The organism is Burkholderia stagnalis (assembly GCF_039848545.1).
GTDB classification, from domain to species: Bacteria; Pseudomonadota; Gammaproteobacteria; order Burkholderiales; family Burkholderiaceae; genus Burkholderia; species Burkholderia stagnalis.
The window spans coordinates 792,249-818,695 of the sequence record NZ_CP156686.1 but is presented as its reverse complement, the minus strand read 5'-3'; the positions used below and the strand labels follow the sequence as shown (position 1 = coordinate 818,695).

General features: G+C 68.6%; 22 protein-coding genes. 5 read left to right on the top strand and 17 right to left on the bottom strand.

From position 1 onward, the window contains the following. Positions 1 to 41 precede the first annotated feature (41 nt). On the top strand, positions 42 to 4,898 hold the full coding sequence (locus ABFO07_RS20545) for an NAD-glutamate dehydrogenase (RefSeq protein WP_059884152.1): 4,857 nt from the start codon (positions 42 to 44) through the stop codon (positions 4,896 to 4,898). A gap of 43 nt (positions 4,899 to 4,941) precedes the next feature. Here the strand turns inward: ABFO07_RS20545 and ABFO07_RS20540 are convergent, their stop codons facing one another. Both ABFO07_RS20540 and ABFO07_RS20535 read right to left on the bottom strand, forming a co-directional pair. Continuing rightward, positions 4,942 to 5,817, bottom strand: a complete 876-nt coding sequence (locus ABFO07_RS20540; protein ID WP_347469492.1) for an arylamine N-acetyltransferase family protein — start codon at positions 5,815 to 5,817, stop codon at positions 4,942 to 4,944. A 114-nt stretch (positions 5,818 to 5,931) separates the two neighbouring features. After that, entirely contained in the window at positions 5,932 to 6,627 is a 696-nt protein-coding gene (locus ABFO07_RS20535; protein ID WP_347469491.1) for a hypothetical protein, read from the bottom strand. A gap of 331 nt (positions 6,628 to 6,958) precedes the next feature. On the opposite strand from ABFO07_RS20535, the gene ABFO07_RS20530 reads away from it, so the two are divergent. Next, a complete protein-coding gene (locus tag ABFO07_RS20530) occupies positions 6,959 to 8,398 on the top strand; it encodes a carbohydrate porin (protein WP_347469490.1) in 1,440 nt (479 codons plus the stop codon). A 108-nt stretch (positions 8,399 to 8,506) separates the two neighbouring features. Here ABFO07_RS20530 and ABFO07_RS20525 read toward each other — a convergent pair whose 3' ends face one another. Next, entirely contained in the window at positions 8,507 to 9,991 is a 1,485-nt protein-coding gene (locus tag ABFO07_RS20525) for an amidase (protein WP_347469489.1), read from the bottom strand. 330 nt (positions 9,992 to 10,321) lie between these two features. Between ABFO07_RS20525 and ABFO07_RS20520 the strand changes: the two genes are divergently transcribed. Then, the gene (locus ABFO07_RS20520; protein ID WP_017329052.1) at positions 10,322 to 10,756 is read left to right on the top strand and encodes a universal stress protein; all 435 of its coding nucleotides are present in this window, start codon (positions 10,322 to 10,324) and stop codon (positions 10,754 to 10,756) included. 35 nt (positions 10,757 to 10,791) lie between these two features. Here the strand turns inward: ABFO07_RS20520 and ABFO07_RS20515 are convergent, their stop codons facing one another. The 3 genes from ABFO07_RS20515 to ABFO07_RS20505 all read right to left on the bottom strand — a co-directional run bounded on the left by ABFO07_RS20515 (position 10,792) and on the right by ABFO07_RS20505 (position 12,278). Then, positions 10,792 to 11,196 carry a lysozyme inhibitor LprI family protein gene (locus ABFO07_RS20515; protein ID WP_230941924.1) on the bottom strand — a complete coding sequence of 135 codons (405 nt, stop codon included), beginning with the start codon at positions 11,194 to 11,196 and terminating at the stop codon, positions 10,792 to 10,794. Between the two features lie 105 nt (positions 11,197 to 11,301). Then, positions 11,302 to 11,754, bottom strand: coding sequence for a DMT family transporter (locus tag ABFO07_RS20510; protein ID WP_060351649.1), 453 nt, complete (start codon positions 11,752 to 11,754; stop codon positions 11,302 to 11,304). Further along, on the bottom strand, positions 11,751 to 12,278 hold the full coding sequence (locus ABFO07_RS20505) for a GNAT family N-acetyltransferase (protein ID WP_060015770.1): 528 nt from the start codon (positions 12,276 to 12,278) through the stop codon (positions 11,751 to 11,753). Before ABFO07_RS20505 ends, ABFO07_RS20510 begins: the two co-directional genes overlap by 4 nt. 35 nt (positions 12,279 to 12,313) lie before the next feature. Between ABFO07_RS20505 and ABFO07_RS20500 the strand changes: the two genes are divergently transcribed. After that, positions 12,314 to 12,883 (top strand): helix-turn-helix domain-containing protein, encoded by a 570-nt coding sequence (locus ABFO07_RS20500; protein ID WP_124481161.1) that lies wholly within the window; start codon positions 12,314 to 12,316, stop codon positions 12,881 to 12,883. Positions 12,884 to 12,905: 22 nt separating this feature from the next. On the opposite strand, the gene ABFO07_RS20495 is transcribed toward ABFO07_RS20500, so the two are convergent. Further along, positions 12,906 to 13,394 (bottom strand): NUDIX hydrolase, encoded by a 489-nt coding sequence (locus ABFO07_RS20495; RefSeq protein ID WP_347469488.1) that lies wholly within the window; start codon positions 13,392 to 13,394, stop codon positions 12,906 to 12,908. 117 nt (positions 13,395 to 13,511) lie between these two features. Beyond that, a complete protein-coding gene (locus ABFO07_RS20490) occupies positions 13,512 to 14,483 on the bottom strand; it encodes an AraC family transcriptional regulator (protein WP_059884144.1) in 972 nt (323 codons plus the stop codon). Between the two features lie 94 nt (positions 14,484 to 14,577). On the opposite strand from ABFO07_RS20490, the gene ABFO07_RS20485 reads away from it, so the two are divergent. Next, positions 14,578 to 15,411 (top strand): oxidoreductase, encoded by an 834-nt coding sequence (locus ABFO07_RS20485; protein ID WP_322229655.1) that lies wholly within the window; start codon positions 14,578 to 14,580, stop codon positions 15,409 to 15,411. Between the two features lie 189 nt (positions 15,412 to 15,600). Here the strand turns inward: ABFO07_RS20485 and ABFO07_RS20480 are convergent, their stop codons facing one another. The 9 genes from ABFO07_RS20480 to ABFO07_RS20440 form a co-directional block, all read right to left on the bottom strand. Then, on the bottom strand, positions 15,601 to 16,737 hold the full coding sequence (locus tag ABFO07_RS20480) for a sensor histidine kinase (protein WP_322229653.1): 1,137 nt from the start codon (positions 16,735 to 16,737) through the stop codon (positions 15,601 to 15,603). Between the two features lie 312 nt (positions 16,738 to 17,049). Then, positions 17,050 to 18,450: an MFS transporter gene (locus ABFO07_RS20475; protein ID WP_059986751.1), complete on the bottom strand. Its 1,401-nt coding sequence runs from the start codon at positions 18,448 to 18,450 to the stop codon at positions 17,050 to 17,052. A gap of 30 nt (positions 18,451 to 18,480) precedes the next feature. After that, positions 18,481 to 19,722, bottom strand: a complete 1,242-nt coding sequence (locus tag ABFO07_RS20470) for an NAD(P)/FAD-dependent oxidoreductase (RefSeq protein ID WP_059884140.1) — start codon at positions 19,720 to 19,722, stop codon at positions 18,481 to 18,483. Continuing rightward, complete coding sequence (locus tag ABFO07_RS20465; protein WP_059562889.1) at positions 19,719 to 20,681, bottom strand: VOC family protein; 963 nt, start codon at positions 20,679 to 20,681, stop codon at positions 19,719 to 19,721. The genes ABFO07_RS20470 and ABFO07_RS20465 overlap by 4 nt, the downstream gene beginning before the upstream one ends. 18 nt (positions 20,682 to 20,699) lie before the next feature. Further along, positions 20,700 to 22,190, bottom strand: a complete 1,491-nt coding sequence (locus ABFO07_RS20460) for an aldehyde dehydrogenase (RefSeq protein WP_124596868.1) — start codon at positions 22,188 to 22,190, stop codon at positions 20,700 to 20,702. Between the two features lie 82 nt (positions 22,191 to 22,272). Beyond that, entirely contained in the window at positions 22,273 to 23,100 is an 828-nt protein-coding gene (locus ABFO07_RS20455) for an aspartate dehydrogenase (protein ID WP_347469487.1), read from the bottom strand. After that, positions 23,093 to 24,760 carry a thiamine pyrophosphate-binding protein gene (locus ABFO07_RS20450; RefSeq protein ID WP_347469486.1) on the bottom strand — a complete coding sequence of 556 codons (1,668 nt, stop codon included), beginning with the start codon at positions 24,758 to 24,760 and terminating at the stop codon, positions 23,093 to 23,095. Before ABFO07_RS20450 ends, ABFO07_RS20455 begins: the two co-directional genes overlap by 8 nt. After that, positions 24,753 to 25,550 (bottom strand): SDR family oxidoreductase, encoded by a 798-nt coding sequence (locus tag ABFO07_RS20445; protein ID WP_059884136.1) that lies wholly within the window; start codon positions 25,548 to 25,550, stop codon positions 24,753 to 24,755. Before ABFO07_RS20445 ends, ABFO07_RS20450 begins: the two co-directional genes overlap by 8 nt. After that, the gene (locus ABFO07_RS20440; RefSeq protein WP_059892004.1) at positions 25,550 to 26,413 is read right to left on the bottom strand and encodes an IclR family transcriptional regulator; all 864 of its coding nucleotides are present in this window, start codon (positions 26,411 to 26,413) and stop codon (positions 25,550 to 25,552) included. Before ABFO07_RS20440 ends, ABFO07_RS20445 begins: the two co-directional genes overlap by 1 nt. Between the last annotated feature and the right edge of the window lie 34 nt (positions 26,414 to 26,447).

Below are 26,447 nucleotides of genomic sequence, written 5' to 3'. Positions count from 1 at the left end.
TGACGATGCAGTCGATGGCCACCCGACGAGGAGAACGCGCCATGGAAGCGAAGAACGAAGAAGTCGTCGCACACCTGCTCTCCGATGTCGTCGAATTCGCGCGCGGGCGATTGCCCGAAGCCGCGTTCCAGATCGTCGAACCTTTCCTGCGCCACTACTACGATTTCGCCGATGCCGACGACCTGCAAAGCCGCGGCATCGCCGACCTCTACGGCGCCGCGATGGCGCACTGGCAGACCGCGCAGAAATTCGTCCCCGGCAGCGAGCGGCTGCGCGTCTACAACCCGATCCTCGAGCAGCACGGCTGGCACTCCGATCACACGGTGATCGAGATCGTCAACGACGACATGCCGTTCCTCGTCGATTCGGTGACGATGGCCGTCAACCGTCTCGGCCTCGCGCTGCATTCCGGCATGCACCCCGTGTTCCGCATCTGGCGCGGCAAGCACGGCGGCATCGAGCGCGTCGACGTGGGCGGCGCCGCGACCGACGACACGCACTCGCAGCTCACGTCGTTCATCCACTTCGAGGTCGATCGCTGCGACGCCGCGACGCTCGACACATTGCGCAACGACATCGCGCGGGTGCTCGGCGACGTGCGCGCGTCGGTCGAGGACTGGCCGAAGATCGTCGACATCGCGCGCAGCACGATCAAGGACCTGAAGGGGCGCGAGACCACCGCCGAGGACATCGAGGCGCGCGCGTTCCTCGAATGGATGGTGGCCGACCATTTCACGTTCCTCGGGCAGCGCGACTACGCGCTCGTGTCGCACGGCTCGGGCTTCGCGCTGCGCGGCGTCGAAGGCACGGGCTTCGGCCTCCTGCGCGAAACGCTGCGCGCGCCGGGCACGCCGGACCTGACGCCGCTGCCGCCCGCCGCCGCGGAGATCATCCACGGCAGCTGGCCGATCTTCCTGACCAAGGCGAACTCGCGCGCGACCGTGCACCGGCCCGGCTATCTCGACTATGTCGGCGTCAAGCTGGTCGGCCCCGACGGCAAGGTCAGCGGCGAGCGGCGCTTCATCGGGCTGTACACGTCGACCGCCTACTCCGTGTCCTGCTCGGAAATCCCGATCGTGCGCCGCAAATGCGCGAACATCGTGCGGCGCGCGGGCTTCTTGCCGAAGGGCCATCTCGGCAAGTCGCTCGTGACCGTGCTCGAAACCTACCCGCGCGACGAGCTGTTCCAGGCCGACGAAGACCAGCTGTACGACATCGCGCTCGGCGTGCTGCGCCTGCAGGAGCACCAGCGCACGCGCCTGTTCGTGCGGCGCGATCGCTTCGACCGCTTCGTGTCGTGCCTCGTCTACGTGCCGCGCGACAAGTACACCACCGACCTGCGGCGGCGCATCGCACGCCTGCTGGTCGACGCGTTCAAGGGCGTCAACGTCGAGTTCACGCCGCTGCTGTCGGAATCCGCGATCGCGCGGATTCATTTCGTCGTCCATGCGGAGCCGGGCACGATGCCCGACGTCGACACGCGCGAGCTCGAAACGCGGCTCGTGCAGGTCACGCGCCGCTGGCAGGACGACCTGTCCGACGCACTGCTCGACGCGTTCGGCGAGGAGCAAGGCAACCGCCTGCTGCAGCGCTACGCGGATTCGTTCCCGGCCGGCTACCGCGACGACTACCCGGCGCGCACCGCGGTGCGCGACATCGAGCTGATCGAGCGCGTGAAAGGCACCGAACGGCTCGCGATGAACCTGTACCGGCCGATCGAGGCCGACGCGCGCGCGTTCCGCTTCAAGGTCTATCGTTCCGGCGATCCGATCGCGCTGTCGCGCAGCCTGCCGATGCTCGAGCATCTCGGCGTGCGCGTCGACGAGGAGCGGCCGTACCGGATCCAGACGCAGGACGCCGCGCCCGCGTGGGTGCACGATTTCGGGCTCGAGCTCGTGGACGACACGGAATTCGACATCGAACGCGTGAAGGGGCTGTTCGAAGACGCATTCGACCAGATCTGGGGCGGCCGCATCGAGAACGACGATTTCAACCGGCTCGTGCTGCGCGCGCACCTGAGCGCGCGCGAGGTCACGATCCTGCGCGCATACGCGAAATACCTGCGGCAGGTCGGCTCGACGTTCAGCGACGCGTACATCGAGCGCGCGCTGACCGGCAATCCGGCGATCGCGCGGCAACTCGTCGACCTGTTCGTCGTGCGCTTCGACCCGCGCACCGGCGATACGCGCGACGCGCAGGCCGAGCGGTTGCTGAAGGCGATCGAGAGCGCGCTCGACCAGGTGCCGAACCTCGACGAGGACCGCATCCTGCGGCAATTCCTCGGCGTGATCAATGCGACGGAACGCACGAACTACTACCAGCACGATCAACACGATCAGCACGACGGGCACGGCGAACCGAAGCCGTACCTGTCGTTCAAGTTCAATCCCGCGAAGGTGCCCGGGCTGCCCGAGCCGAAGCCGATGTTCGAGATCTGGGTGTACTCGCCGCGCGTCGAGGGCGTGCACCTGCGCGGCGGACGCGTCGCGCGCGGCGGGCTGCGCTGGTCCGACCGCCGCGAGGATTTCCGCACCGAGGTGCTCGGCCTGATGAAGGCGCAGATGGTGAAGAACGTCGTGATCGTGCCGGTCGGCTCGAAAGGCGGCTTCGTCGTGAAGAACCCGCCGCCGCCGAGCGATCGCGAAGCGTGGATGCGCGAAGGCATCGCGTGCTACCAGACGTTCCTGCGCGGGCTGCTCGACCTGACCGACAACCTCGCCGGCAACGCGATCGTGCCGCCGCCGGACGTCGTGCGGCACGATCCGGACGATCCGTACCTGGTCGTCGCGGCCGACAAGGGCACGGCCACCTTCTCCGACTACGCGAACGCGATCTCGCACGCATACGGTTTCTGGCTCGACGACGCGTTCGCGTCCGGCGGCTCGGTCGGCTACGACCACAAGAAGATGGCGATCACCGCGCGCGGCGCGTGGGAATCGGTGAAGCGCCACTTCCGCGAGATGGGCGTCGATACGCAGACGACGGACTTCACGGTGGTCGGCGTCGGCGACATGTCGGGCGACGTGTTCGGCAACGGCATGCTGCTGTCGCCGCACATCCGGCTGGTCGCGGCGTTCGACCACCGGCACGTGTTCCTCGATCCGAATCCCGATCCGGCCGCGAGCTTCGCGGAGCGCGCGCGGCTGTTCGCACTCGAGCGCTCGAGCTGGGCCGACTATGACTCGGCAGTCATCTCGGCGGGCGGCGGCGTGTATCCGCGCACCGCGAAGACGATCCCGCTGTCGGCCGCGGTGCAGGCCGCGCTCGGCATCGATGCGGCCACGCTCGCGCCGAACGAGCTGATCCGCGCGATCCTGCAGGCGCCGGTCGACCTGCTGTACAACGGCGGCATCGGCACCTACGTGAAGGCGGCCCGCGAGACCAACGCGCAGGTGGGCGACCGCGCGAACGACGCGGTGCGCGTGAACGGCGCGGAGCTGCGCTGCAAGGTGATCGGCGAAGGCGGCAACCTCGGCTTCACGCAGTTCGGGCGCATCGAGTTCGCGCAGCACGGCGGGCGCATCAACACCGACGCGATCGACAACTCGGCCGGCGTCGATTGTTCGGATCACGAAGTCAACATCAAGATCCTGCTCGGGCTGGTGGTGTCGGATGGCGAGATGACCGAGAAGCAGCGCAACGCGCTGCTCGCGGAGATGACCGACGAGGTCGGGCTGCTCGTGCTGCGCGACAACTACTACCAGACCCAGGCGCTGTCGATCGCGGGCCGCTATACGGTCGAGCTGCTCGATGCGGAAGCGCGCCTGATGCGCTGGCTCGAGCGCGCGGGGCGCCTGAACCGCGTGATCGAGTTCCTGCCGACCGACGACGAGATCGCCGAGCGGCAGGCCGCCAGGCTCGGCCTCACGTCGCCGGAACGCGCGGTGCTGCTCGCGTACAGCAAGATGTGGCTGTACGACGCGCTGCTCGAATCGGACGTGCCGGAAGACCCGCTGGTCGCCGGGATGCTGGTCGACTATTTCCCGAAGCCGCTGCAACAGCGCTTCAGCGAACCGATGCGCCGCCATCCGCTGCGCCGCGAGATCCTCGCCACGCACCTGACCAACGGGCTCGTGAACCGGGTCGGCTGCGCGTTCGTGCACCGGCTGATGGAGGAGACCGACGCGAAGCCCGGCGACATCGTGCGCGCGTGCATCATGGCGCGCGACGTGTTCGATCTCGATGCGGTGTGGCGCGACATCGACGCGCTCGACAACCGGGTGGCCGACGACGTGCAGGCGCGCATGTTCGTCGATGTCGCGCGGCTGCTCGAACGCGCGGCGCTGTGGTTCCTGCGGCACCTGCAGGCGGGCGCGGTCGGCGACGGCGGCGTCGGCGAGCTGCTCGCGCGCTGCCGCGACGCCGCCGAGCGGCTCGCGCCGCAGCTGCCGTCGCTGCTGCCGGCCGCCGATCTCGACGCGCTGTCCGAGCGGCAGCGCGCGCTGACCGAGGCCGGCGTCGACAGCGCGCTCGCGGCGCGGGTCGCGAGCGGCGACATCTCGGCCGCGCTGCTCGACATCGCCGAGGTGGCCGCGACCTGCAATCGCAGCCTCGAGCACGTCGCGGGCGTGTACTTCGCGCTCGGCACGCAGCTCAACTACGGCTGGATCAGCGAACGCGCGGCCGCACTGCCGACACCCACGCACTGGGACATGATGGCGCGCGCGGCGGCGCTCGCGGAAGTCGCGCGCCTGAAGCGCACGCTGACGACGAGCGCGCTTGCCGAAGCGGCCGACTCGGCCACGCCGGAGACGATCGTCGACGCGTGGCGCGGGCGGCGCGAAGCCGCGCTCGAACGCTATGCGCAGCTGCTCGCGGATTTGCGTGCGACCGGCGGCGCGAGCCTGTCGGTGCTGCTCGTGATCGTGCGGGAAATGGCGGTGCTGGAACGGGCGTGACGGGAGCGCGCGGGCTGCCCGTGAAGCGACGGGCCCCGCGCCGTCAGCGTGCGTTCGCGCCCGCCGCCGATTCCCGGCTGTTGCCGCCGAGCACGGCGGTGCGCGCCACGGCCCGCGCAAACAGCGCGTCGAGATCGAAGCCGGTCGTGTCGATGCCGATCGTGTCGCGCAGGCACGCGCCCCATGCGGCCGCGTCGTCGAACGTGACCGTCTGCCCCACCCCGCTCGCATCGCGCAGCGTCAACCCGGTGTTGAACATCGACGCGCGGCGATCGGGCAGCACGCGGCACGCGATCACGTCGTTGACGAACAGCGAATCGGGGTGCGTCGACGTGAACCAGTTCGCGGCCTCGTAATCGATCCACTCGGCGCGCTTCAGCGAGAACCGATAAGTCGTCTGCCAGCCGTCCGGCGTCTCGCACTGCATGTCGAGCTCGCCGTCGACCGGCGCGTCGATCACGCGAAACGCGCCGTGCGGCGTGAGCTGGCGCTCGCCGGGCGCGTAGCGCACCGGCGCGGTCAGCGTCGCGGTGCCGAAGCCGATATCCGCGAACCAGGCCGTGCCGTCGAGATCGACGCGCAGCAGCATGTGCGTCTGCGCGGTGATCTCGTCCGGCGCGCGCATCCAGCGCACCCGCGCGATCAGCGGCGTGACGCGAAAGCCGATCTGCGTGAGCGCGGCGTAGAACAGCTTGTTCAGCTCGAAGCAGTAGCCGCCGCGCCGCCGGTCGAGCACTTTCGCGACCAGCGCGGGCAGGTCCAGCGCGACGCGCGCGCCGGTCAGCGGCGTGAGGTTTTCGAACGGAATCGCCTGCGGATGCAGCAGGTGAAGGCGGCGCAGCACGTCGAGGGTCGGCGCGACGGGGCCGTCGTAGCCGATGCGCGCGAAATAACGGGAGAGGTCGAACGAGTCAGTCATGAGCCGGCACGGTAGCAAGGACGCCACACGATAGCACCGGCTGAAATCCCCTGGGTGCGCAAGGTCATCGCAATGGATGACCCCGCACCCTGCGGGACGCCGAAAGCGGCTGCGTTACGGCAGCAGCTTGAGCGCCGACGACGCGACCGACGGCACCGAGATGCCCTGGCTCGTCGCGAACTGGACGGCCTGGCTGAGCGTCGTCGCGAGCGACTGGAGCTGGCCCGGCGCGCTTTGCGCGATATACGACGCGGCCTGCATGTTCTGCGGATTCAGGCCCGCTTGCAGCAGCGCGGCGGGGCTCGTCGAGCCGAGGCCGCCGAGCCCCGACTGAAGTTGCGAATACTGCGTGAGCCCCTGGCCGAGCGACGCGAGGCCGTTGCTGAACGCCTGCTTGTCGACCGGGCCGTGCGTGCCGCCGCCGGACGCGAACGCCTGCCCGAGCGCCTGCGACACCGACTGCTGCGCGCCGCCCATCTGCGACAGCGCGGCGGGCGTCAGCGCGTTGCCGCCGCTGCCCAGCAGGCTCGCCGCCTGCTGCGCCTGGCCGGCCGCGCCGGTGAGCCCCATCGCCGACGCGAGCGCCGACTGCCCGGTCAGCACCTGCTGATTCGCGCCGACGTACGCCTGCAGCAGTTGCGCGACCGCGCCCTGCGCCGGCGCCGCCGCGGCCTGCTGCTGCCCGCCGCCGAGCAGCGACGCGCCCAGCGACTGAAGGTCGAGCTGCGCATGCGCGGCGCCGCTCAGCAGCGCACCGCAAACGAGGCCCGCCTGGGCGATGCGCTTGCCCGTCGCGCGAATCGTGTTCATGTGTTGTTCTCCGTGCCGGAATGATGAGGCGAACATTTTCGAAGCGCGCCGCGCGCCGCCGCAACGATTGATACACATCGATACGAAATCGCCCGCCCCGCCCGCTTGCAATTCCGCCGCGATCCCCGGCCGGCCCGCGCATTCATGCGCATCCGCTGCGCGATATCAAGCGCGCCGCATCATTCGTTCCTTTTTCGCGTCAATCGTCTGAAATTCCCCGTGCCGCGATTGACGAGGCCGGCCGCGTTTTTTACGATTCGCCCGCCTTGCCTTCAACTGCCGCGCTGGGCCATAGCGCGGCCAACCTGTCGCCTCGCTTACAAGGATCGTCATGCCGCTCGCTTCGCCGCATTCCGCCACGCCCCGCGCGACCGCGCGCAAGCTGCGCCGCCTGTCCGCCGCCGCTGTCGCATGCGCGACGCTGCTCGGCGCCGGCGCCGCCGTCGCGCAGGACGCGCCCGCCGCGGACCCGGCCGCGCCCGCCGCCGACAGCCTGTGGACACGCGACACGCTGCTCGGCGACATCGGCGGCATCCGCCCGTGGCTCGGCAAGTACGGCGTCACGTTCGGCCTGACCGAATCGAGCGAACTGCTCGCGAACCTGCGCGGCGGCCTCGACCGCGGCGTCGCGTATCACGGGCTGACGACGATGACGCTCGGCGTCGATACCGACAAGGCGTTCGGCTGGAAAGGCGGCAGCTTCAACGCGAGCGCGCTGCAGATCCACGGCCGCCAGTTCAGCCCGAACTATCTCGGCACGCTGAACACCGCGAGCGGGATCGAAGCCGAGAGCACGACGCGGCTGTGGGAGCTCTGGTATCAGCAGTCGCTGCTCGACGAGCGCGTCGACGTGCGGGTCGGCCAGCAGGCGATCGACCAGGAATTCATGACGAGCGCCTACTCGGCGGCCTTCATCAACACGATGTTCGGCTGGCCCGCGCTGCCGTCCTACGACCTGCCGAGCGGCGGCCCCGCGTATCCGCTGTCCGCGCTCGGCGTGCGGGTGCGGGCGAAGCTCACGCCGTCGCTGACCGCGCTCGCCGGCGTGTACGACGGCGATCCGCTCGGCAACAACCCGAACAACCGCAGCGGCACCAACTTCAACCTGCACGACGGCGCGCTGTTCATCGGCGAGCTGCAATACGCGATCAACCAGGAAGGCAGCACGGGCGGCACCAAGACGCCCGGCGGCCTGCCCGGCACCTACAAGCTCGGCGTCTGGTATCACAGCGGCAGTTTCGCGGACCAGCGCGACGACACCACTGGCCTGTCGCTCGCGAACCCCGATTCGAGCGGCGTCGGCCGGCCGCATCGCGGCGACTACAGCGTCTATGCGGTGGCGGACCAGATGGTGTGGCGCGCGGGCCCCGACAGCCCGCACAGCCTCGGCGTGTTCGCGCGCGTGATGGCCGCGCCGGGCGACCGCAACCTCGTCAGCGCGGCGGCCAACGTCGGCGTCGTGCTGAAGGCGCCGTTCGCGGGCCGCGACAACGACAGCGCGGGCCTCGCGCTCACCTACATCAAGGTCGGCCGCCACGTGCGCGCGCTCGACGAGGACGCGCGCGCGTTCGGCGGCGGCGGCCCGTACGGCGTGCGCGGCAGCGAAGCGGCGCTCGAGGCGATGTACAACTACCAGGTCGCGCCGTGGTGGCAGATCCAGGCCGACGCGCAGTACACGTTCAACGCGGGCGCCGGCCAGAACCCGAGCGACCCGCGCGCGCCGCTGCGCAACACGTTCGTGCTCGGGCTGCGGACCAACGTCACGTTCTGAGGGTGCGCCGGGCCGTCAGCGCGCGGCGCGCGACATGACGGGCCGCGCTTTCATCCTGCGGCGCGCAGCAGCCGGGCCGCCATCCGGCGCTCGCCGCGCTACACCGCACTACACCGCCATCCACGCCGGCAGCCGCGTGCCGACCCAGTCGGCCGCCTGCTCGTACCCGCGCGCGAGCTGCAGCACCGCGAGGTCCGCGCGCGGCCGGCCGATCAGCTGCATCCCCATCGGCAGCCCGGCCGCGTTGAAGCCGACCGGCACGTTGATCACCGGGCAACCGGCGAGCGTCCATGGCACGACCGTTTCCATCCAGCGGTGATAGGTGTCCATCGGGCGGCCCGCGATCTGCTGCGGCCAGCGCGCGTCGACGTCGAACGGAAACACCTGCGCGGTCGGCGCGGCGATGAAGTCGTAGCGCTCGAAGAAGCCGAGCAGCGCGTGGTGCCATGCGGTGCGCTCGACGCTCGCGTCGAAGATCGCCTGCCCCGGCAGCGCCAGCAAACCCTCGACCTCGTAGATCGCCTCGGGCTTCAGCAGCGCGCGCCGCGCCGGATCGCGGTAATGCGCGAGCAGCCCGCCGCCCGACAGGAAGTGCCGGTGCGCGAGCCAGATCCGCCAGATCCGTTCCGGCGCGAACGCCGGCAGCGCGGCATCGACGTCGCAGCCGATCTCGCGCAGCGTCGCGAGCCCGGCCTCGCACTGCGCGAGCACGCCCGGCTCGGTCGCCAGATAGCCGTTCCAGTCGCCGACCCACGCGACGCGCTTGCCGCGCAGGTCCGCGTCGAGCGGCTGCGCGAACACGGCAGGATCCTCCGCGAGCGACAGCGGGTCGTGCGGGTCGTAGCCGGCCTGGATCGCGAGCAGGTTCGCGACGTCGCCGACGGTGCGCCCCATCGGCCCTTCGATGCCGAGCTGCTGCACGAACACGTCGACGCCCGGCCAGCGCGGCACGCGGCCCTGCGACGGCCGCATGCCGTAGATGTTGCAGAACGCCGCCGGATTGCGCAGCGAGCCGCCGAAATCGCTGCCGTCCGCCACCGGCAGCATCCGCGCCGCGAGCGCGGCCGCGGTGCCGCCGCTGCTGCCGCCGGCGCTCTTGGTCAGGTCGTACGGGTTGCGGGTCGCGCCGTAGACCTCGTTGAACGTATGCGAACCGAGCCCGAATTCCGGCGTATTGGTCTTGCCGACGAAGATCGCGCCCGCGGCGCGCAGCCGCGCGACGCCGACCGAATCGGCCTGCGGCACGTTGGCGCGGAAGATCGGCGAGCCGAACGTGGTGACGAGCCCCTTCGTCATCGCCAGATCCTTCGGCGCCTGCGGGATGCCGTGCAGCCAGCCGTGATGCTCGCCGCGCGCGAGCGCCGCATCCTTCTGCGCGGCCTCGGCCACGAGCACGTCGCGCTCGCGCAGCGCGACGATCGCGTTCACCGCGCCGTTCACGCGCTCGATGTGGTCGAGGTACGCGTTCATCGTCTCGACACACGACACGGCCTTGCGGCGAATCGCCGACGCGAGCTCCGTGGCGGACAGGCGCACGATCGGATCGACGGGAATGGAGGCGGGAGCGGAAAGCGACGGGGCGCCGTGCGGCATGCGAGGTCTCCTGGGATGCGGACGGGGATGGCGGATGTCGCGGCAGGCGCCGCGCCGCCGTTTGACGTTCTACTCTACGCGACGCGCCGCCCGCGACCTCCGATTTTTTCCGTGTGGATTCAGTGGGGATTCGACTGAATCGCGGCAAACCCGCCGCCCGCCCGATGAAAACGTTTATGCGCATAAACGTAAATTTCTTATATTTCTTATTAGCGGCATGCGCGCGGCCGGACGCGTATACGACATGTTTACGCGCCCGCCCGATCTCTTTAGATCATTCCGGCCGGACGCGCGCTACGCTGAAAGCATCTCGTTACTGGAGCATCCTCCATGCTCAAGCTGCTGGTTCCGGTCGGCCACTCGTCCCGCTCGCTGCAGGCGGTTCGCCATGCGACCTTTCTCTACCGGGAACGGTGCGCGTCGGAGATCGTGCTGATCAACGTCCAGCCGCCGCTCGAGGCAACCCGGCTCGAGGCCTATCATCCGCTGTCGCGCCTGCGCGATATCGAGCGGCATTTCTCGGAAGGCGAACTCGCGAAGGCCGAACGGGTGCTGCGCGATGCCGGCGTCGCGTACAGCGTCGTGATGAAGGTCGGGCCGGTGGCGGATACGATCGCGGCCACGGCCGCCGAGACCGGCTGCGACGAGATCGTCGTCGTCGCGCCGCGGCACGATCCGCTGCACAGCCTGCTGTCGCTGTTCCGGCGCAGCGTGCTCGACCGGCTCGTGCGGATTTCGACGATTCCGGTCACTGCGGTGCAGTAAGCGCCAGGCCATCACCCGCGCGGCGGCGGCCGCGCTCAGCGCGCGTAGTAGTCCAGTTCCTGGATCCGCGCGCGAATCGCATCCACGTTGAGCGCCTCGATATCGACGCTCGCGATCGAGCCGCGGTCGGCGCGCCACGGGCCGTTATCGGCCTTGCGCTGCGCGTCGCGGTAGGCGAGCCACTGGCGCTGCGCCTGGCGGATCAGCTCGCGCGTCTGCGGATCGGCGCTGCGCATCACGCGCTGATAGACCTCGTTCATGCGCTTGTCGTACGCCACGTATGCCTGATGCGAGCATGCGATCATGCCCGACGTCGTCTGCCCCGCCGGCGCGGCAAGGCACGCGTTGGCCTGCGCCTCGATCGGATCGACCTTCTGCTGCGCCGATGCAATCGGCATCGCAAGGGCCATCAGGACCACCAACCCGGCTGTTCGCGTCATCGTCCGCCTCCATCCGTTGATCGGCGTTCATCCGCCATCGAGCATGGTGCGCGCATTCGGGCGCACCGTGTCGGCCGAATTTCGTAGAGGGGCCCGGACCGATCCTCAATGGCCTGCAACGTTGCGCGACGCAACCAGAAACGCGCCGAGCACCAGCAGGCCCGCGCCGGCCAGCGCCTGCAGGCTGGGCTGCTGCGGCTGCGCCCGGGCGGCATCCATCAGCAACCCGGACACGAGCTGGCTCGCAACCACGACCGCGATGGTGGTCGCGGCGCCGAACCGCTGATAGCCGGTCAGGCTCGCGAACACGAAGAACGACCCGAGCAGCCCCGGCAGCAGGCTCCAGGCCCGGAACGACCGCGCGATCTCGCCGAACCCCGCCGCGCCGGACCGCGCGAACAGCAGCGCCGCCAGCAGCACGAGACCGACCACCGAATTCATCACCAGCGCGATCAGCACCGTGGACGACGACGCCGTGATGCGTGCCATCAGCGCATTCTGCGCGACGATCGCCGCGCCGGCGCCGACCAGCAGGCCGAACGACAGGAGCAGCATCATGGCGCCGGCGCGGCGTCGGGCGTCGGCCGCGCATCGAGCCTGAGCTGCATGAACGCGAGATCGAGCCACTGGCCGAACTTCATGCCGACTTCCTTCAGGTGCCCGACGTGCTCGAAGCCGAGCTTGTCGTGCAGCCGGATCGACCCGGCGTTGTTCGCCTCGATGCCGGCCACCATCACATGCTTGCCGATGGCCCGCGCGCGGCCGATCAGCGCCTGCATCAGCGCCAGGCCGATGCCGTTGCCGCGCTGGTCGCCGCGGACGTAGACCGAATGCTCGACCGTATGGCGGTAGCCGTCGAAGGCCCGCCAGTCGCCGAACGACGCATAACCGAGCACGGCGCCGCCCGCGTCGACCGCGACGAGCACCGGGTAGCCGGCCTTCTGCCGATCGCCGAGCCATGCCGTACGATTCGCGGCATCGACCGTCAAGTCGTTCCAGATCGCAGTCGTATGCGCGACGGCATCGTTGTAGATGGCCGTGATACCTTCCACGTCATCCGGACCCGCATCGCGAATTACCATATCAGCCTCATCGATAGTCCACTATAGTAAAACAAGTGTACACCATGTTAGACAACGTAGATCAGCGTGTCGGCGCGCGCATTCGAACCGAGCGCGAGAACCGCGGCTGGTCGCTGACCAATCTTGCCGAGAAGTCCGGCGTGTCGCGGGCGATGATTCACAAGATCGAGCGCGGCGAGAGCAGCCCGACCGCGTCGCTGCTGGCGAAGCTGGCGGGCGCGTTCGGCTTGACCATGTCGGCGCTGCTGGCGCTCGCGGAACTCGAGGAAGGCCGCCTGCTGCGCGCGGCGGACCAGCCGCTGTGGATCGATCCGCAAAGCGGATATGTGCGGCGTCACGTGTCGCCGAAGTCCGCGTCGCCGCTGAACCTCGTCGAGATCGACCTGCCGCCGGCGACGGAAATCCCGATGCCGGCGTCGGCCTACCTGCATGCGCGGCAATTGATCTGGATGCTGGATGGGGAGCTGGTGTTCATCGAGGGCGGCACGCGCCATGAACTGGCGGTCGGCGACTGCCTCGAACTCGGGCCGCCGAGCGACTGCGTGTTCAGGAATGAAAGCGCGCGAAGCTGCAAATACGCGGTGATTCTTGTGCAGCGGGCTTGATTGTCTCGTCGCAAAGCGCCGGCTAATCGCGACGACCTCTGCCGAGATACGCAGCGACCGCATCCGTCACCGCGAAGCCGCTCAATTCCTCCGGCGAAGCCAGATGCGCGGCGACGATCTCGCGATGATCCAGCCGCAGCTCGGGCATGCTGTCGAGGTGCAGTTCGAAGAAGTGCACCCGGTCTCTTCGCCCGTCCCAGATGCCGCTGACGCTGCCGGCGGGGATCAACGGGTGCGACGAGAGACCGATCTCCTCGTCCATTTCGCGCTGCGCCGCTATCTCGGGCGACTCGCCGGGCCCGACACCGCCGCCGGGAAAATTCCATTCGGCCCGGTACGATGACTTCAGCAGCAACAGCGACCGCCCGACGTAGACGGCGACCAGCGCGCCCTCATGGCTGGGCCGTCGAAGGCGCCACCAGACGCGAGCGAGCCGGAATCCGATGCGAAGCGCCATGCGCCAGCCAGCGTCGATGAACCTGGCAGATCGCGTTCGCTCAAGGCTCGGCATGAGGTCTCTCCTTTCCTTTCATGATGAACTGACGTTTCGGGTCATACGGGTTTGTCGCGCCTGTCGTCGCGACCGGGCGACACGGTAACACCGCAGTCGACACTCGGTACACCTGAATCAGTGCGACGACACATACGCAGCGTCCGCAAATGCGGCCGGAATCGCGAAGCGCTCGCGCATGCGCTTCGCCTCCGCCGCCGGCGTCGAGCCGAACAGACGCTTGAATTCCCGGCTGAACTGCGACGGGCTCGCGTAACCCACCGCGTGGCCCGCCGCCTCCGCGCTCAGGCCCTGGCGCACCATCAGCAGGCGCGCCTGATGCAGGCGCGTCGACTTCACGTACTGCATCGGCGACACCTGCGTGATCGCCTTGAAGTGGCTGTGGAAGCTCGGCACGCTCATGCCCGCTTCCCCGGCCAATTGCGCGACGTCGAGCGGCTGCGCGTAGTCGGCGTGGATCAGGCGCAGCGATTTGCCGATCCGGCCGAACTGCCCGCGCATCGCCAGCGCGGCGCGCATCGCGTCGCCCTGCGCGCCGGTGAGAACCCGGAAATACAGTTCGCGCAGCAGCGCCGGCCCCAGCACCGCGGCTTCGAGCGGCCGATGCAGCGCCTCGACGAAGCGCAGCACCGATGCCTGCATCGCGTCGTCCATCGGCGTCGACATCATGCTCTTCGGCGCTTGCATGCGCTCCGTTGCGCCCTCGCGGTCGATCTGTGCCGCGAGTTCGGCAGCCATCGTGAAATCGAGGTGCAGATACAGCGCGAGCAGCGGATGCGCCGGCGTGGCGTCGGTTTCCATCGTGAACGGCACGGGCACGGACACGGCCAGGTAGTGATGCGCGTCGTACAGGTAGCGCTGGCCGCCGAAGTAGCCGCGCTTGCTGCCCTGGCAAACGATCACGATGCCGGGATCGTACAGGACCGGCGTGCGCGACAGCGCGCGGTTCGAACGCAGCACGCGCACGCTCGGCAGTGCCGTCAGGTTGTAGCCCTCGTCGGGGGCCAAGGCGCGCAGCAGCGCGACCATGCGTTTCCGGCTGCGGGAAAGCGGCTCCGGGGGGCGCGTTGCCGCGCGCTTGGTGCTCATAGTTTTATGCAAGAAGATCAGCGGAATGCGGCTGTTTCGGCGTCGTTTGCAAGACTAACATGCAGACTCCAAACGACATTCGGGAGAGGCTCCGATGGCATCCAGCAAGATCCTGCTCATCACCGGCGTCAGCAGCGGCTTCGGGCGTGCGCTCGCGCAAGAGGCGCTGGCGGTGGGTTACACGGTAGTCGGCACGGTGAGAAGCGAACAGGCAAGGCGTGAATTCGAAGCGCTGCACGCGTATGGCGCGGTTGGGCGGGTGCTCGACGTGACCGACTTCGACGCGATCGACGGCGTCGTATCAGATATCGAGGCGAGCGTCGGGCCTATCGACGTGCTGGTCAACAATGCCGGCTACGGCCATGAAGGCGTGATGGAGGAAGCGCCGCTGTCGGAAATGCGTCGGCAGTTCGACGTGAACGTGTTTGGCGCGGTCGCGATGATCAAGGCTACGCTGCCCTTCATGCGCAAACGTCGGCGCGGGCACATCCTGAACATCACGTCGATGGGCGGCCACATCACGATGCCGGGGATCGCGTATTACTGTGGGAGCAAGTTTGCGCTGGAAGGAATTTCCGAAGCGCTCGGGAAAGAGCTCGGGCCTTTCGGTATCGCCGTGACCGCCGTCGCGCCGGGTTCGTTTCGCACCGATTGGGCCGGCCGGTCGATGGCGCGCACGCCCCGCTCGATCGCGGATTACGACGCGCTCTTCGCCCCGATCCGGAAAGCGCGCGAGGAGAAAAGCGGCAAGCAATTGGGCGATCCCGTGAAAGCCGCGCGGGCGATGCTCGCGGCGATCGCAGCGGAACGGCCGCCGGCTCATCTCTTGTTGGGGAGTGACGCGCTCAGGCTCGTGCGGGACAAGTTGTCGGCGCTGGAGGGGGAAATCCGGGCGTGGGAGGCGGTAACGGTTTCGACGGATGGTTGAAGGCCGGCGGGACGGTGACGCTGGCAAGAACGGCATGCCGCTTTGTCGCGCCTCGAAGGCACGATGCATGGCCACGATACGATGGCGCCATTTTGACCTGCCAGATCCACTGGCAGCGCACCGTCCAGCGTGTACCCGCGACGAACGCCGTCGGGTATTGCTTCTCACTGCGACGAAATGTCAGCGCTGTTATGGTTCCTTGGTTCCATTCGCACGAGGGAGCGTTACTGAAAAGGTGGTCTCCGTGCCGTCGGACCGCGCTTCGATGACGCCGTGGTGGGACTTGGCGATTTCGCTGGCAATATACAGCCCCAGCCCGAGACTCGCCGCCCGCTCGTGTTTGCCCTGATGGTCTGCCCCTCGCGTCAGCGGATTGAAGATGTCTGCCAGCAGGGTGCTGTCGATGGCAGGTCCGCGATTGCTGACGTCGATCCGGACATGCGTTACGTCGCCTGTTACCGTCACTCGCACAGGCGTATCTTGCGCACCATACTTGATGGCGTTGAGAACCATGTTTCCGATCATTTGCTGCACGCGCCGGCCGTCCCAGACCCCCTGTGAATCACCGCCAACGTGTAACTCGATCTGCCTGTCAGGATGAATTGCACGCAGCTCGTCCACCTCATCAGCAAGCACATCCGCCAGATTGATGCTCGTAGGGATGACCTTGATGCCCAATCCCAGGTTGGTCCGGTTGAAATCGGTCAGGTCATCGAGCAACGCCTGCATCCGCGCTCCGCTCCGTATCATGCGGGCCGCGGCTCGCGATACCTGTTCCCCGTCATTCAGGGCCGCCAGATACGAAGCGGTCGCCACGATCGCCTGAAGAGGGCCGCGCATGTCGTGCCCCAGCATGCCAAGCAGGAGGTTACGGCTCTGCTCGACCTGCGCACTGAAAAAGCCGACCGATTCGGCAATTGCCTGATCGATCGCTTCGTTAAAACGAATGACGTCGTCCAGTTCAGGCGCCGAGGGTGCGCAGTCGTCCATCCACAAGCGCAGCACGCTTGCGCGCAAGGCACGATATTCGGCGGCGAGCTGGTTGATATCGAAACCGGCCCTTGCTCTCAACAGCGCATGCGTTTGCGCGGCGGTTTCGGTCGCGTCGATCTGACTGGAGCCGCGCCCCAGGGATTTTTCGCGTTGGGCTTCCCTGGTCTGCGAAGTCCGCAGGTCCTTTACCACCGCGAGAAGAATCTGCTGCGCGTGGTCGCGCAATGCCAGCGATTGCATGTTTGCTGCCGCCGGCAGCAGGGTGGCGGCGAACGCCTCCCATTGCACCAGGATCGGCTCCATGTCTCGCACGATAAAGTCAGCAAGGAGCATGCAGGCATCTCCAAAGCGTAAACAGGGTCACAAAGTGCGATCAACCGACCCATGTTACGCGTATTTGGGGCGAACGCCGATCGGAACGAACCCGACCGAGGGCGAATACCATCGTCAGGTCAAGACGCAGGAGACCGGGATCTTGGGGCGGTCAACCGGAAACAGCCGTTCGCGCGACATAGCCGACCGTCTCAAATTGGCCGAACACCGCAGTCGGCCCCGCGCTTCCCGGCGATCCTCGATCAACCCAAGAAAAACGGCCCGGACATCGTCCGGGCCGCATCGCGTTCAGGCATCCCGCACCACCGACACCTACGCCTCCAGCGCCTCCAGCACCTTCCCCTTCGTCTCGATCCCGACGAAATGCACGGTGACGGCTGCGATCAGCGGCACCGCGCCGAGCAGGTAGAACGCGGGGCTCAAATCCCCGCCGATGATCGCGTGCGGCACCACCATCGGCGCAACGAACGACGCGATCTTCAGCCACGCGCTGCCGAGGCCGCAGCCCGACGCGCGGATGCTGGTCGGATACTGCTCCGGCGTATAAACATAAGCGGTGATGAACCCCGACGCCATCAGCCCGAGCGACAGCGAGCAGAACGTCGCGACGACGTACACCGACGCCGCGTGATAAACCCCCGCCAACGCCAGCGACACCGCGCACAGCACGAACGACCACACGATCACCGGCTTGCGGCCGAGCTTGTCGACCAGCAGCGCGGACACGAGCGACCCGAGCACACCCATCACCGAGCCGATCACCGCAAGGTTCAGCGCGAGCTGCAGCGGCGCGTGATAGAAGTTCTTGTAGATCGTCGGCAGCCACGTCGACAGCCCGTACTGGATGAAGCCGCAGGTCGCCCACAGGGTCGCCACTGCAAGCGTGCGCTTCCGATACGCGGCGCTGAACAAATCCACCATCCGGCGCTTCGGGTGCTGCCGCACGATCTCGTCGAATTCAGCGGCCTGCGTGACCGGCGGCAGCGTGCCCTTCACCGACGCCTCGAACACACCCAGCGCCTGCCCCGCTTCCGGCAGCCGCCCGCGCGACGCGAGCCAGCGCGGCGATTCCGGCACGATGCGCGTCAGCACGAGCGCGAGCAGCAGCGGCATCCCGCCGATGAAGTACATCACCTCCCAGCCGAGGCGCGGCACGAGCCACGCGCCGAGCGCCATCGACGCGAGCAGGCCGATCGGGAACACGATCTCGTACAGCAGCACGAAGCGGCCGCGGCCGTGCGCGCGCGTGATCTCGTTGATGTAGGTCGCCGCCACCGGCAGCTCGCCGCCGAGGCCGAGCCCCTGCAGGATGCGCAGCAGCACGAACACCTCGAAGGTCGGCGCGAACCCGCACGCGATGCTGGTGACGCCGATCACGGCCGAACTCCACGCGATCGCCTTCACGCGGCCGTGCTTCTCCGCGAGCGCGGGAAACAGGAACGCGCCGATCAGCTGGCCGATCGCGCCGGACGCGATCAGCATGCCGATCTGCGTCGGCGACAGCCCCCACTTGTGGATCAGCAGCGGCAGCGTCGCCGCGATCGTGATCACGTCGAAGCCGTCGAAGAAGGTCGCGGTGCCGATCAGCACGCGCGCGCGGATCTGCATCGCGTTGGCGGGCAGCCGTTCGAGCCGCGCGATGATCGCGCCGGGCGTCGCGGCAGCGGCGTCCATCGTGGCCCGACCGGCCACGACGTTGTCGAAAGTGCTCATGCGGGGTGTCTCCTTTGTCTCGTCGCCCGGTCAGGCCAGTGCCTTGCTCGTGTCTGCCAGGGCTTCCGTATCCACTGCCCGGCCCTGGTTCATCCACTTGCGCGCGAGCTTCAGCTCGCGCGCGTTGTTGACGGCGATGACACCTCTCACATGCCCGTCGCCCACGAAAAACAGCGTTGCGCGCCGCGCGGCGAGTTCGCCGCGCACGACGAGCTGCGCATCGGCCGGCAGATCGCCGAGGATCTGCAGGTTCACGTCGTACTGATCGGACCAGAACCACGGAATTTCCGCGTACGGCGCGCGCACGCCGAGCACCGCCTTCGCGGCCGCGATCGCCTGGTTCTGCGCGTTCGCCCACGATTCGAGCCGCACGCGGCGCTTGAGCCAGCCGTTGTGATGATTCGCGACGTCGCCGCACGCGAACACGGCCGGGTCGCTCGTCATGCCGAACTCGTCGACGACGATGCCGTCGTCCACCGCGAGGCCCGCATCGCTCGCGAGCGACGCGTTCAGCGCGAGGCCGATGCCGGCCACCGCGAAATCGGCGTCGATCGTCGTGCCGTCGGCGAGCGTCGCGCGCACCTTCGACGCGTCGTCGGGCTGCCCATCCAGCGACACGAGCGATGCGCCGAGGCGCACGTCGACGCCATTCGAGCAATGCAGGTCGAGCAGGAAATCCGACACGAGCTGCGGCACCGAGCGCCCGCACAGGCGCGGCGCGCCTTCGACCACGATGGCCTCGACGCCGAGCTTGCGCGCGGTCGCCGCGACTTCGAGGCCGATCCAGCCGCCGCCGATCACGAGCACGCGCCGGCTCGCACGCAGCTTCTCGCCGAGCGCGGCCGCTTCGTCGAGCGTGCGCAGGTAATGCAGGTTGGAAGTCCTCACCAGCGATGCCGGCAAGCGGCGCGACGTGCCGCCGGTGGCGATCACCAGGCGGTCGTATTCGACCTCGCGGCCGCTCTCGGTGCGCACGACGCGGCGTGCACGGTCGATCGACGCCGCGCGTTCCGGCTGCCACGCCTCGACGTTCAGCGAATCGAACTCCTCCGGATGCACGACGCGCACCGTCTCGATGTGCGCGTCGCCGGCGAGCACCGCCTTCGACAGCGGCGGGCGCTCGTACGGCAGGTGCGGCTCGTCGGCGATCATCACGAGGCGGCCCGCGAAGCCTTCCGCGCGCAGCGTCTTGAGCACCCAGCCGGCGGCCTGGCCGCCGCCGATCACGACGACGGTCTGCACCGCGCCCGCTTCGTTGGTTGCGTCGGTCATGATTTGCGCTCCGTCATGAACTTGCCTTCCGGCGCCTTCGCGTGCTTCTGGCGCCGCGTGTTGCCGTCGAGGCCGCCGTCGACCGCCCATTCGGCGAACACGGTCGGGCCCGGCTCGAATTCGCGCGGCTGCCAGTCGGGCGTCAGCACGTCTTCATCCGCGTAGTACTCGATCAGGCCGCCGGCCGGGTTCTGGAAATACCAGAAATACGCGGACGACACCGGATGCCGGCCCGGCCCGAGCTGGGTTTCCCAGCCGCAGCGGTCGATGTGCATGCCGCCGCCGAACACCTCGTGAATGTCGCGCACGGTGAATGCGACGTGGTTCAGCCCACGCTTGCCATTCGGCAGCGCCAGCAGGAACAGGTCGTGATGGCCGCCGTGCGGCGCGCAGCGCATGAACGCGCCGCGGCCCGGGTAACGGTCCGACGTCTCGAAGCCGAGCAGCGCGTGATAGAACGTCTCCTGCGCGTCGAGCGCGTTCGTGAAGAACACGACGTGGCCGACCTCGACCGGCTCCGCGCGCGCATAGATCGTGCTCGGCGTATCGACGCGCAGCGTCTCGCCCCACACGTTCGACAGCGAGCCCTTCACGTCGAGCGCGCGCTTGCGCGTCACCTCGATGCGGATCGCCATCCCGTTCGGATCGATGCAGCCGACCGCATCGTCGTGCGCGTAGTAGCCGGGCTGGCCGGCGAGCTTGCCGCGCAGCGCGTCGAGTTCCGCGGGCGTCGCGACGCCCCACGTCACTTCGCGCAGCGTCGGGCCGGCCTCGAACGCGGGCGGCAGCGCCGGATCGTCGGCCTTGACGAGCAGCACGGTGCAGCCGTTCATCGTCTCGAAACGCGCGCGCGTGTCGTCGTGCGCGACTTCCTTGAGCCCCCAGTCGGCGAAGAAGCGCCGGCAGGTCGCCAGGTCGTCGACGCCGTACGTGATCTGCTCGATACCCAAAATGCTCATTGCGTCATTCCCCTTCGCTCAGTTCGCCCACGGCAGCGGCGCGTCGTTCAAGCCCCAGTAGAGGCTCTTCTGCTGCATGTACTCGCGGATGCCGAGACGCCCCTTCTCGCGGCCCATCCCGCTCTCCTTCCAGCCCGAGAACGGCGTGGAGATCGAGAACAGCTTGTACGTGTTGATCCACACGGTGCCCGTTTCGAGCGCGCGCGCGGTGCGCCACGCGCGCTTGTAGTCGCGCGTCCAGATGCCGGCGGCGAGGCCGAACACGCTGTCGTTCGCCTGCTCGATCAGCGATGCCTCGTCGTCGAACGGCATCGCGACGAGCACCGGCCCGAAGATTTCTTCCTGGCAGATGCGCGCGCTGTTCGGCAGGCCTTCGAGGATCGTCGGCTGATAGTAGAAGCCGCCCTCGCGCCCGTCGCCCGACGGCCGCTCGCCGCCGCACAGCAGGCGCCCGCCTTCCTCGAGGCCGAGCGCCACGTAGCGCTCCACCGACTCGCGATGCTTCGCCGTGATGAGCGGCCCCATCTGCGTATCGGCGCGCGTCGGGTCGCCCACGCGCAGCTTGCGCGCGCCGGCCACCAGGCGCTGCATGAATTCGTCGTACACCGAACGCTGCACGAACAGGCGCGAACCCGCGATGCAGGCCTCGCCCGACGAGCTGAAGATGCCGTACAGCACGCCGTTGACCGCGTGATCGAGATCCGCGTCGTCGAACACGATCGTCGGCGACTTGCCGCCGAGTTCGAGCGATACGGGCATCAGCTTCTCCGCCGCGATGCGCGCGATGCCGCGCCCGACTTCGGTGCCGCCCGTGAACGACACCTTCTTCACGAGCGGATGGCGCACCAGCACGTCGCCGATCACCGAGCCCTTGCCCGGCAGCACGCTCAGCACGCCCTTCGGCACGCCGGCTTCCTCGCAGATGCGCGCGAGCGCGAGCGACACGAGCGGCGTGACTTCGGCCGGCTTCAGCACCACCGCGTTGCCGCCGGCGAGCGCCGGCGCGAGCTTCTGCGCGTCGGACGCGATCGGCGAGTTCCACGGCGTGATCGCCGCGATCACGCCGATCGGCTCGTACACGCTCATCGTCAGGTAGTCGCCGCGCGACGGCGTCAGCTCCTCGTCGAGCGTTTCGAGGCAGGCCGCGAAATAGCGGAACGTGTTCGCCGCGCTCGCCACCAGCACGCGGGTCTCGCCGATCGGCTTGCCGTTGTCGCGGCGCTGCAGGTTCGCCAGCGCCTCGTGGCGCTGCATGATCAGATCCGCGATGCGGTACAGCACCTGCGCGCGCTGGTGCGGCTTGAGCCCGGCCCAGTCGGCGCGGCGCCACGCGGCGTCGGCGGCCTCGACGGCTTCGGCCGCGTCTTCCGCGTTCGCGGTCGACACTTCCATGTTCAGCGACTGGTCGGCCGGGTAGAGGCTCGCGTAAGGCGCGCCACGGCCGCGCCGCCACGCGCCGCCGACCAGGATGTCGCCGTTGGGTACGAGGCTCGTATCGAATGGAGTCATTTCACAAATCCCACAAGTCTGTCTCTGCGCCCCCGCCCTTGCAGCGGCGCGGATCGATCTTTCGGTCGCTCGGGCCGCCCGCTCAGATCACGCAGCGGGCCGCGCGGTTGCGCAGCGCGCGGATCGCGCTGAACGCCGTCAGCGCGGACGTCTTCGGGTTGTCGGGCAGCGGCTTGCCGCTCATCTCGAGCGACATCTCGCCGAACGCGCCGCGCGCGGTGATCCGGTGCACGTTGCGCGTGACCGCCGGATCGGCGATCAGCCGCACGCGCGTCTGGTCGAGCCCGAGGCCCGCGAGCGCGACGGTCGCCGCGACGTTCGCGTTCTTCGGGTACAGCCGCGCCGCGTCGCGCGCGGTGCCTTCGAAAATCACGCGCTCCTCGGTCATCGCGCGCAGGTCGCACAGTTCTTCTGCCGGCGTGCCGAGCCAGCCGAGCGGCGGCTTGCGGCCGACGTACAGCACCTCGTCGAGGCCGCCCTGCTTCGCGGCGGCGAGCGCGTCGATGCCGCCGATCGCGCCGGACAGCAGCGTGAGCGTCGCGTCGCCCTCGTCGGCGGCCTGCGACAGCGCATCGAGCAGCGCGAGATCGGACAGCGCGCCGATCGACGCCACCGCGCAATCCGTGCCGGCCTTCAGCAGCGGCACGACGTGATCGACGAGCGCGCTGTGGCCCGCGCATTCGAGCGCGAACTCGGGGCGATGCGCGAGCGCGCCGACCGACGACACCACGTCGACCGCGCCGCCGAGCGCGCCCTGCACCGCCGCGCGCTGATGCTCGGGCACGATCACGTGCGCGACCCGCAGCGACGCGTCGTGCTCGACCGCGCGATACACGGCCGCGCCGATCGCGCCGAAGCCGATCATCGCGACGTCGACGGGCGCATGCCCGTGTGCGTGATCGTTACGCATACTGGCGCTCCGACGGCGCTTCCTTCTTCACCGGCGGGCCGGCGAACTGCGATGCGAACGAGCCGACCGACAGCATGTCCACTTCGACGAGCACCGGGCCCGCTTTGGCCAGCCCTTCGCGCACGATGCCTTCGGCCTGGTCGAGCGACGTGATCCGGTAGTGCGTGAGGCCGAAGCTCGCGCAGAACTGCGCGAAATCGGGCTGGTGAAGCTGGACGAAGCAGCGGCGGCCGCCGTAGTGCGCGTCCTGGATGTTGCGGATCACGCCGTAGCACTGGTCGTTCATCAGCACGATCATCACGTTCGCGTTTTCCTGCACGGCGGTCACGAGTTCGCCGACGTTGACCATCAGGCCGCCGTCGCCGACCAGGCAGACCGTCTTCGCCGCCGCGCCCGCGAGCGCCGCACCGATGCCCATCTGCATCCCCTGGCCGATGCCGCCGCCGAGCGCATGCACGCCCGCGCGCGGCTCGAAGATCTGCAGCAGGCGGTTGCCCCACGTGCTGTTCGAGATCGTCACGTCGCGCACCCAGTTGTAGTCGCGGCCGACCGCGGCCTGCAGCGTGTCGACGAGCTGCTTGTAGGGCCCAAGGCCCTTTGCAACGTCGGCAACCGCCTGCTCGCGCGCCGCCGCCAGATCCGCCGCGAATTGCGGATCGACGCTCAAGCGGCCTTCGAGGCGATCGGCCAGCTCGGCCAGCACGCGCTTCGAGTCGCCGTGGATGAACAGGTCGTTGCGATAGCCGCGGTTGTCGGCGAGCGCATCGGCATCGACGCGGAACAGCGGCTGCGGCAGCGCGAGCTTGTACTTCAGCGTCTCGTTGCCGCGCAGGCGCGAACCGACGACGACGAGCGCGTCGCAGGTCTTGTAGAACGCTTCCACCGCCGCATGCACGTTGAACGCGCCGAGCGTCGCCGGGTGATCCTCGGGCAGCACGCCGCGGCCCTGCACGCTCGTCACGACGCCGAAGCCGAGCTTCACGAGGCGCTCGACTTCCGCCCGCGCGTGGCGCGCGCCGCCGCCGAGCCACAGCAGCGGGCGGCGCTTGCTCGCGAGCGCGTCGGCGAGCTTCGCGATGCGTGCGCTGTCGTGTTCGCGGACTGCAACGTGCGCAGGCGCGAGGTCTTCCGGCCATTCGATCTCGGCCGCCTGGATGTCGATCGGAATCTCGACCGACACGGGGCCCGTCGGCGCGGTCTGCGCGACGCGCACGGCCTCGCGGATCGTCGGCAGCACCGTCTCGACCGTGCGCACGCGGAACGCGGCCTTCGAGATCGCGTCGAGCATCGTCAGCTGGTCCGGCGCCTCGTGGATGTACGCGAGATCCTGGTCGAGGTACGGCGTCTCGATCTGGCCAGTGATGTGCAGCAGCGCGGTGCCGGCGGTCAGCGCCTCGACCATCGCGCCGGCCGCGTTGCCCGCCGCCGTGCCGGTGCTCGTGAACGCCACGCCGAGGCCGCCCGACACGCGGGCCAGGCCGTCGGCCATGTTGAGCGCGCCCGCTTCGCCGCGCGCGCCGACGTAGCGGATGTTGCCGCGCGAGTTGATCGCGTCGAGGATCGGCATGTTGTGGATCGAGATGACCCCGAAGGCGGTCTTCACGCCGCACTGCTCGAGAAAGGCGGCAATCAGCTCGCCAACCGTGGTTTTGTTAGACATGGCGTGCAAAGCCTCCAGAAACGTCGATATGGCTGCCCGTCGTGTAGGACGACAGATGCGTTGCGAGATAAAAGAGCGCCCAGGCGGCCTCGTCAGGCCGGCCGAAGCGGTTCAACGGAATGTTCTTGTTGCGGGCGAGTTCGCCCGTCCAGTCTTCCCAGCTCTGGCCGGGCTGCGCCTGCGCTTCGTAGCGGCGGCGCCACTGGCCCGATTCGACGATGCCGATCAGGATCGAGTTGACGCGGATGCGCTGCGGCGCAAGCTCGGTCGCGAGCGACTTCACGAGGCTCAGCACCCCCGCGCGCGCCGACGACGTCGCGACCATGTGCGGCTCCGGCTGCAGCGCGAGCAGCGAGTTCACGCAGGTGATGCTCGGCGCGGCCGCATCGCGCAGCATCGGCAGGAACGCGCGGGTCGGCCGGATGATGCTGAAGTACTTCAGCTCGAGTTCGTCGCGCCATGCGTCGTCGCTCGTGTCGGCGAACGTCGACACGCGCCCCTGCCCGGCGTTGTTGATCAGCATGTCCGCGCGGCCGAAGCGCGCGGACACGGCTTGCGCGAAGCTCGCGACGTCGCCCTCGTCGAGCACGTTGCAGCGCGCGGCGAGCAGCTGCGCGCCCGGGTATTGCGCGCCGAGCATCGCCTCGGCGCGCGCAAGGCGCTCGCCGTCGCGGCCGCATATCGCGACCGACGCGCCCGCCTGCAGGAACCGCTCGGCCGTCGCGAGGCCGATGCCGGACGAACCGCCCGTCACCACCGCCACTTGCCCGGTCAAATCGATCTGGATCATCAGAGCCCCAATGCCTTCAAAAACGAATGCTCGTCGTCCGAGCGGTAGTTGAGCCGCCGCGACAGCTCGGCCGCCGCGCGCTGCACCTTGTCGATCAGGCCGTCGGCGATCAGCGTCGCGTCGATCTCCGGGCGCGGCACCGTCACCGTGATGCACGCGACGATCTTCTGCGTCTCGTTGCGCACCGGCGCGGTGACCACGGAAATGCCGCGCTCGAACGACGAGTTGCTGACGCCGTAGCCGCGCAGCGCGTCCTCGCGGATCACGCCGTACAGCGCGTCGACCGTGTCCGGCGTCGCCTGCGTCATCCGCTGCAGCGTGCCTTCCGGATACAGCGCACGCAGCTCGCCCAGCGACAGGTCGCCCATCAGCACGTGCCCGTGCGTGGTGGCGTGCGCCGGCAGCCGCGTGCCGACGTTCACCCGGATCGAGCTGAACACCGGCGCCTGGCTCTGCGCCTTCGCGACGAACACCACGTCGCGGCCGTCGCGGATCACGATGTGCGTCGTGAAGCCGGTGGCGTCGCGCAGGCTTTCGATCACCGGCAGGCCGAGATCGGTCAGCTCCAGCGAGCTCAGGTATTCGAAGCCGAGCCGCAGCACCGCGATGCCGAGCTTGTAGTTGCGATCCTTGTCGGCGCGCTCGAGGAAGCCGAGCGATTCGAGCGTCTGCAGCAGGCGGAACACCGTCGTGCGCGGGATGCCGAGCCGCTTCGACAGCTCCGGCGCACCGAGTACCGGCTCGCGCGGCGAGAACTCCGCGAGAATGCGCAAGCCTCGTTCGAGGCCCGGCACCACGTAGGTCGCTTCGCCTTTCTCTTCGCCCTTCGCGCCGTCGGTTTCGTTGATCAGCGGTTCGCTCATGCTGCCTCCCGCCGGGCCGCCCCAAGGGCGGCAG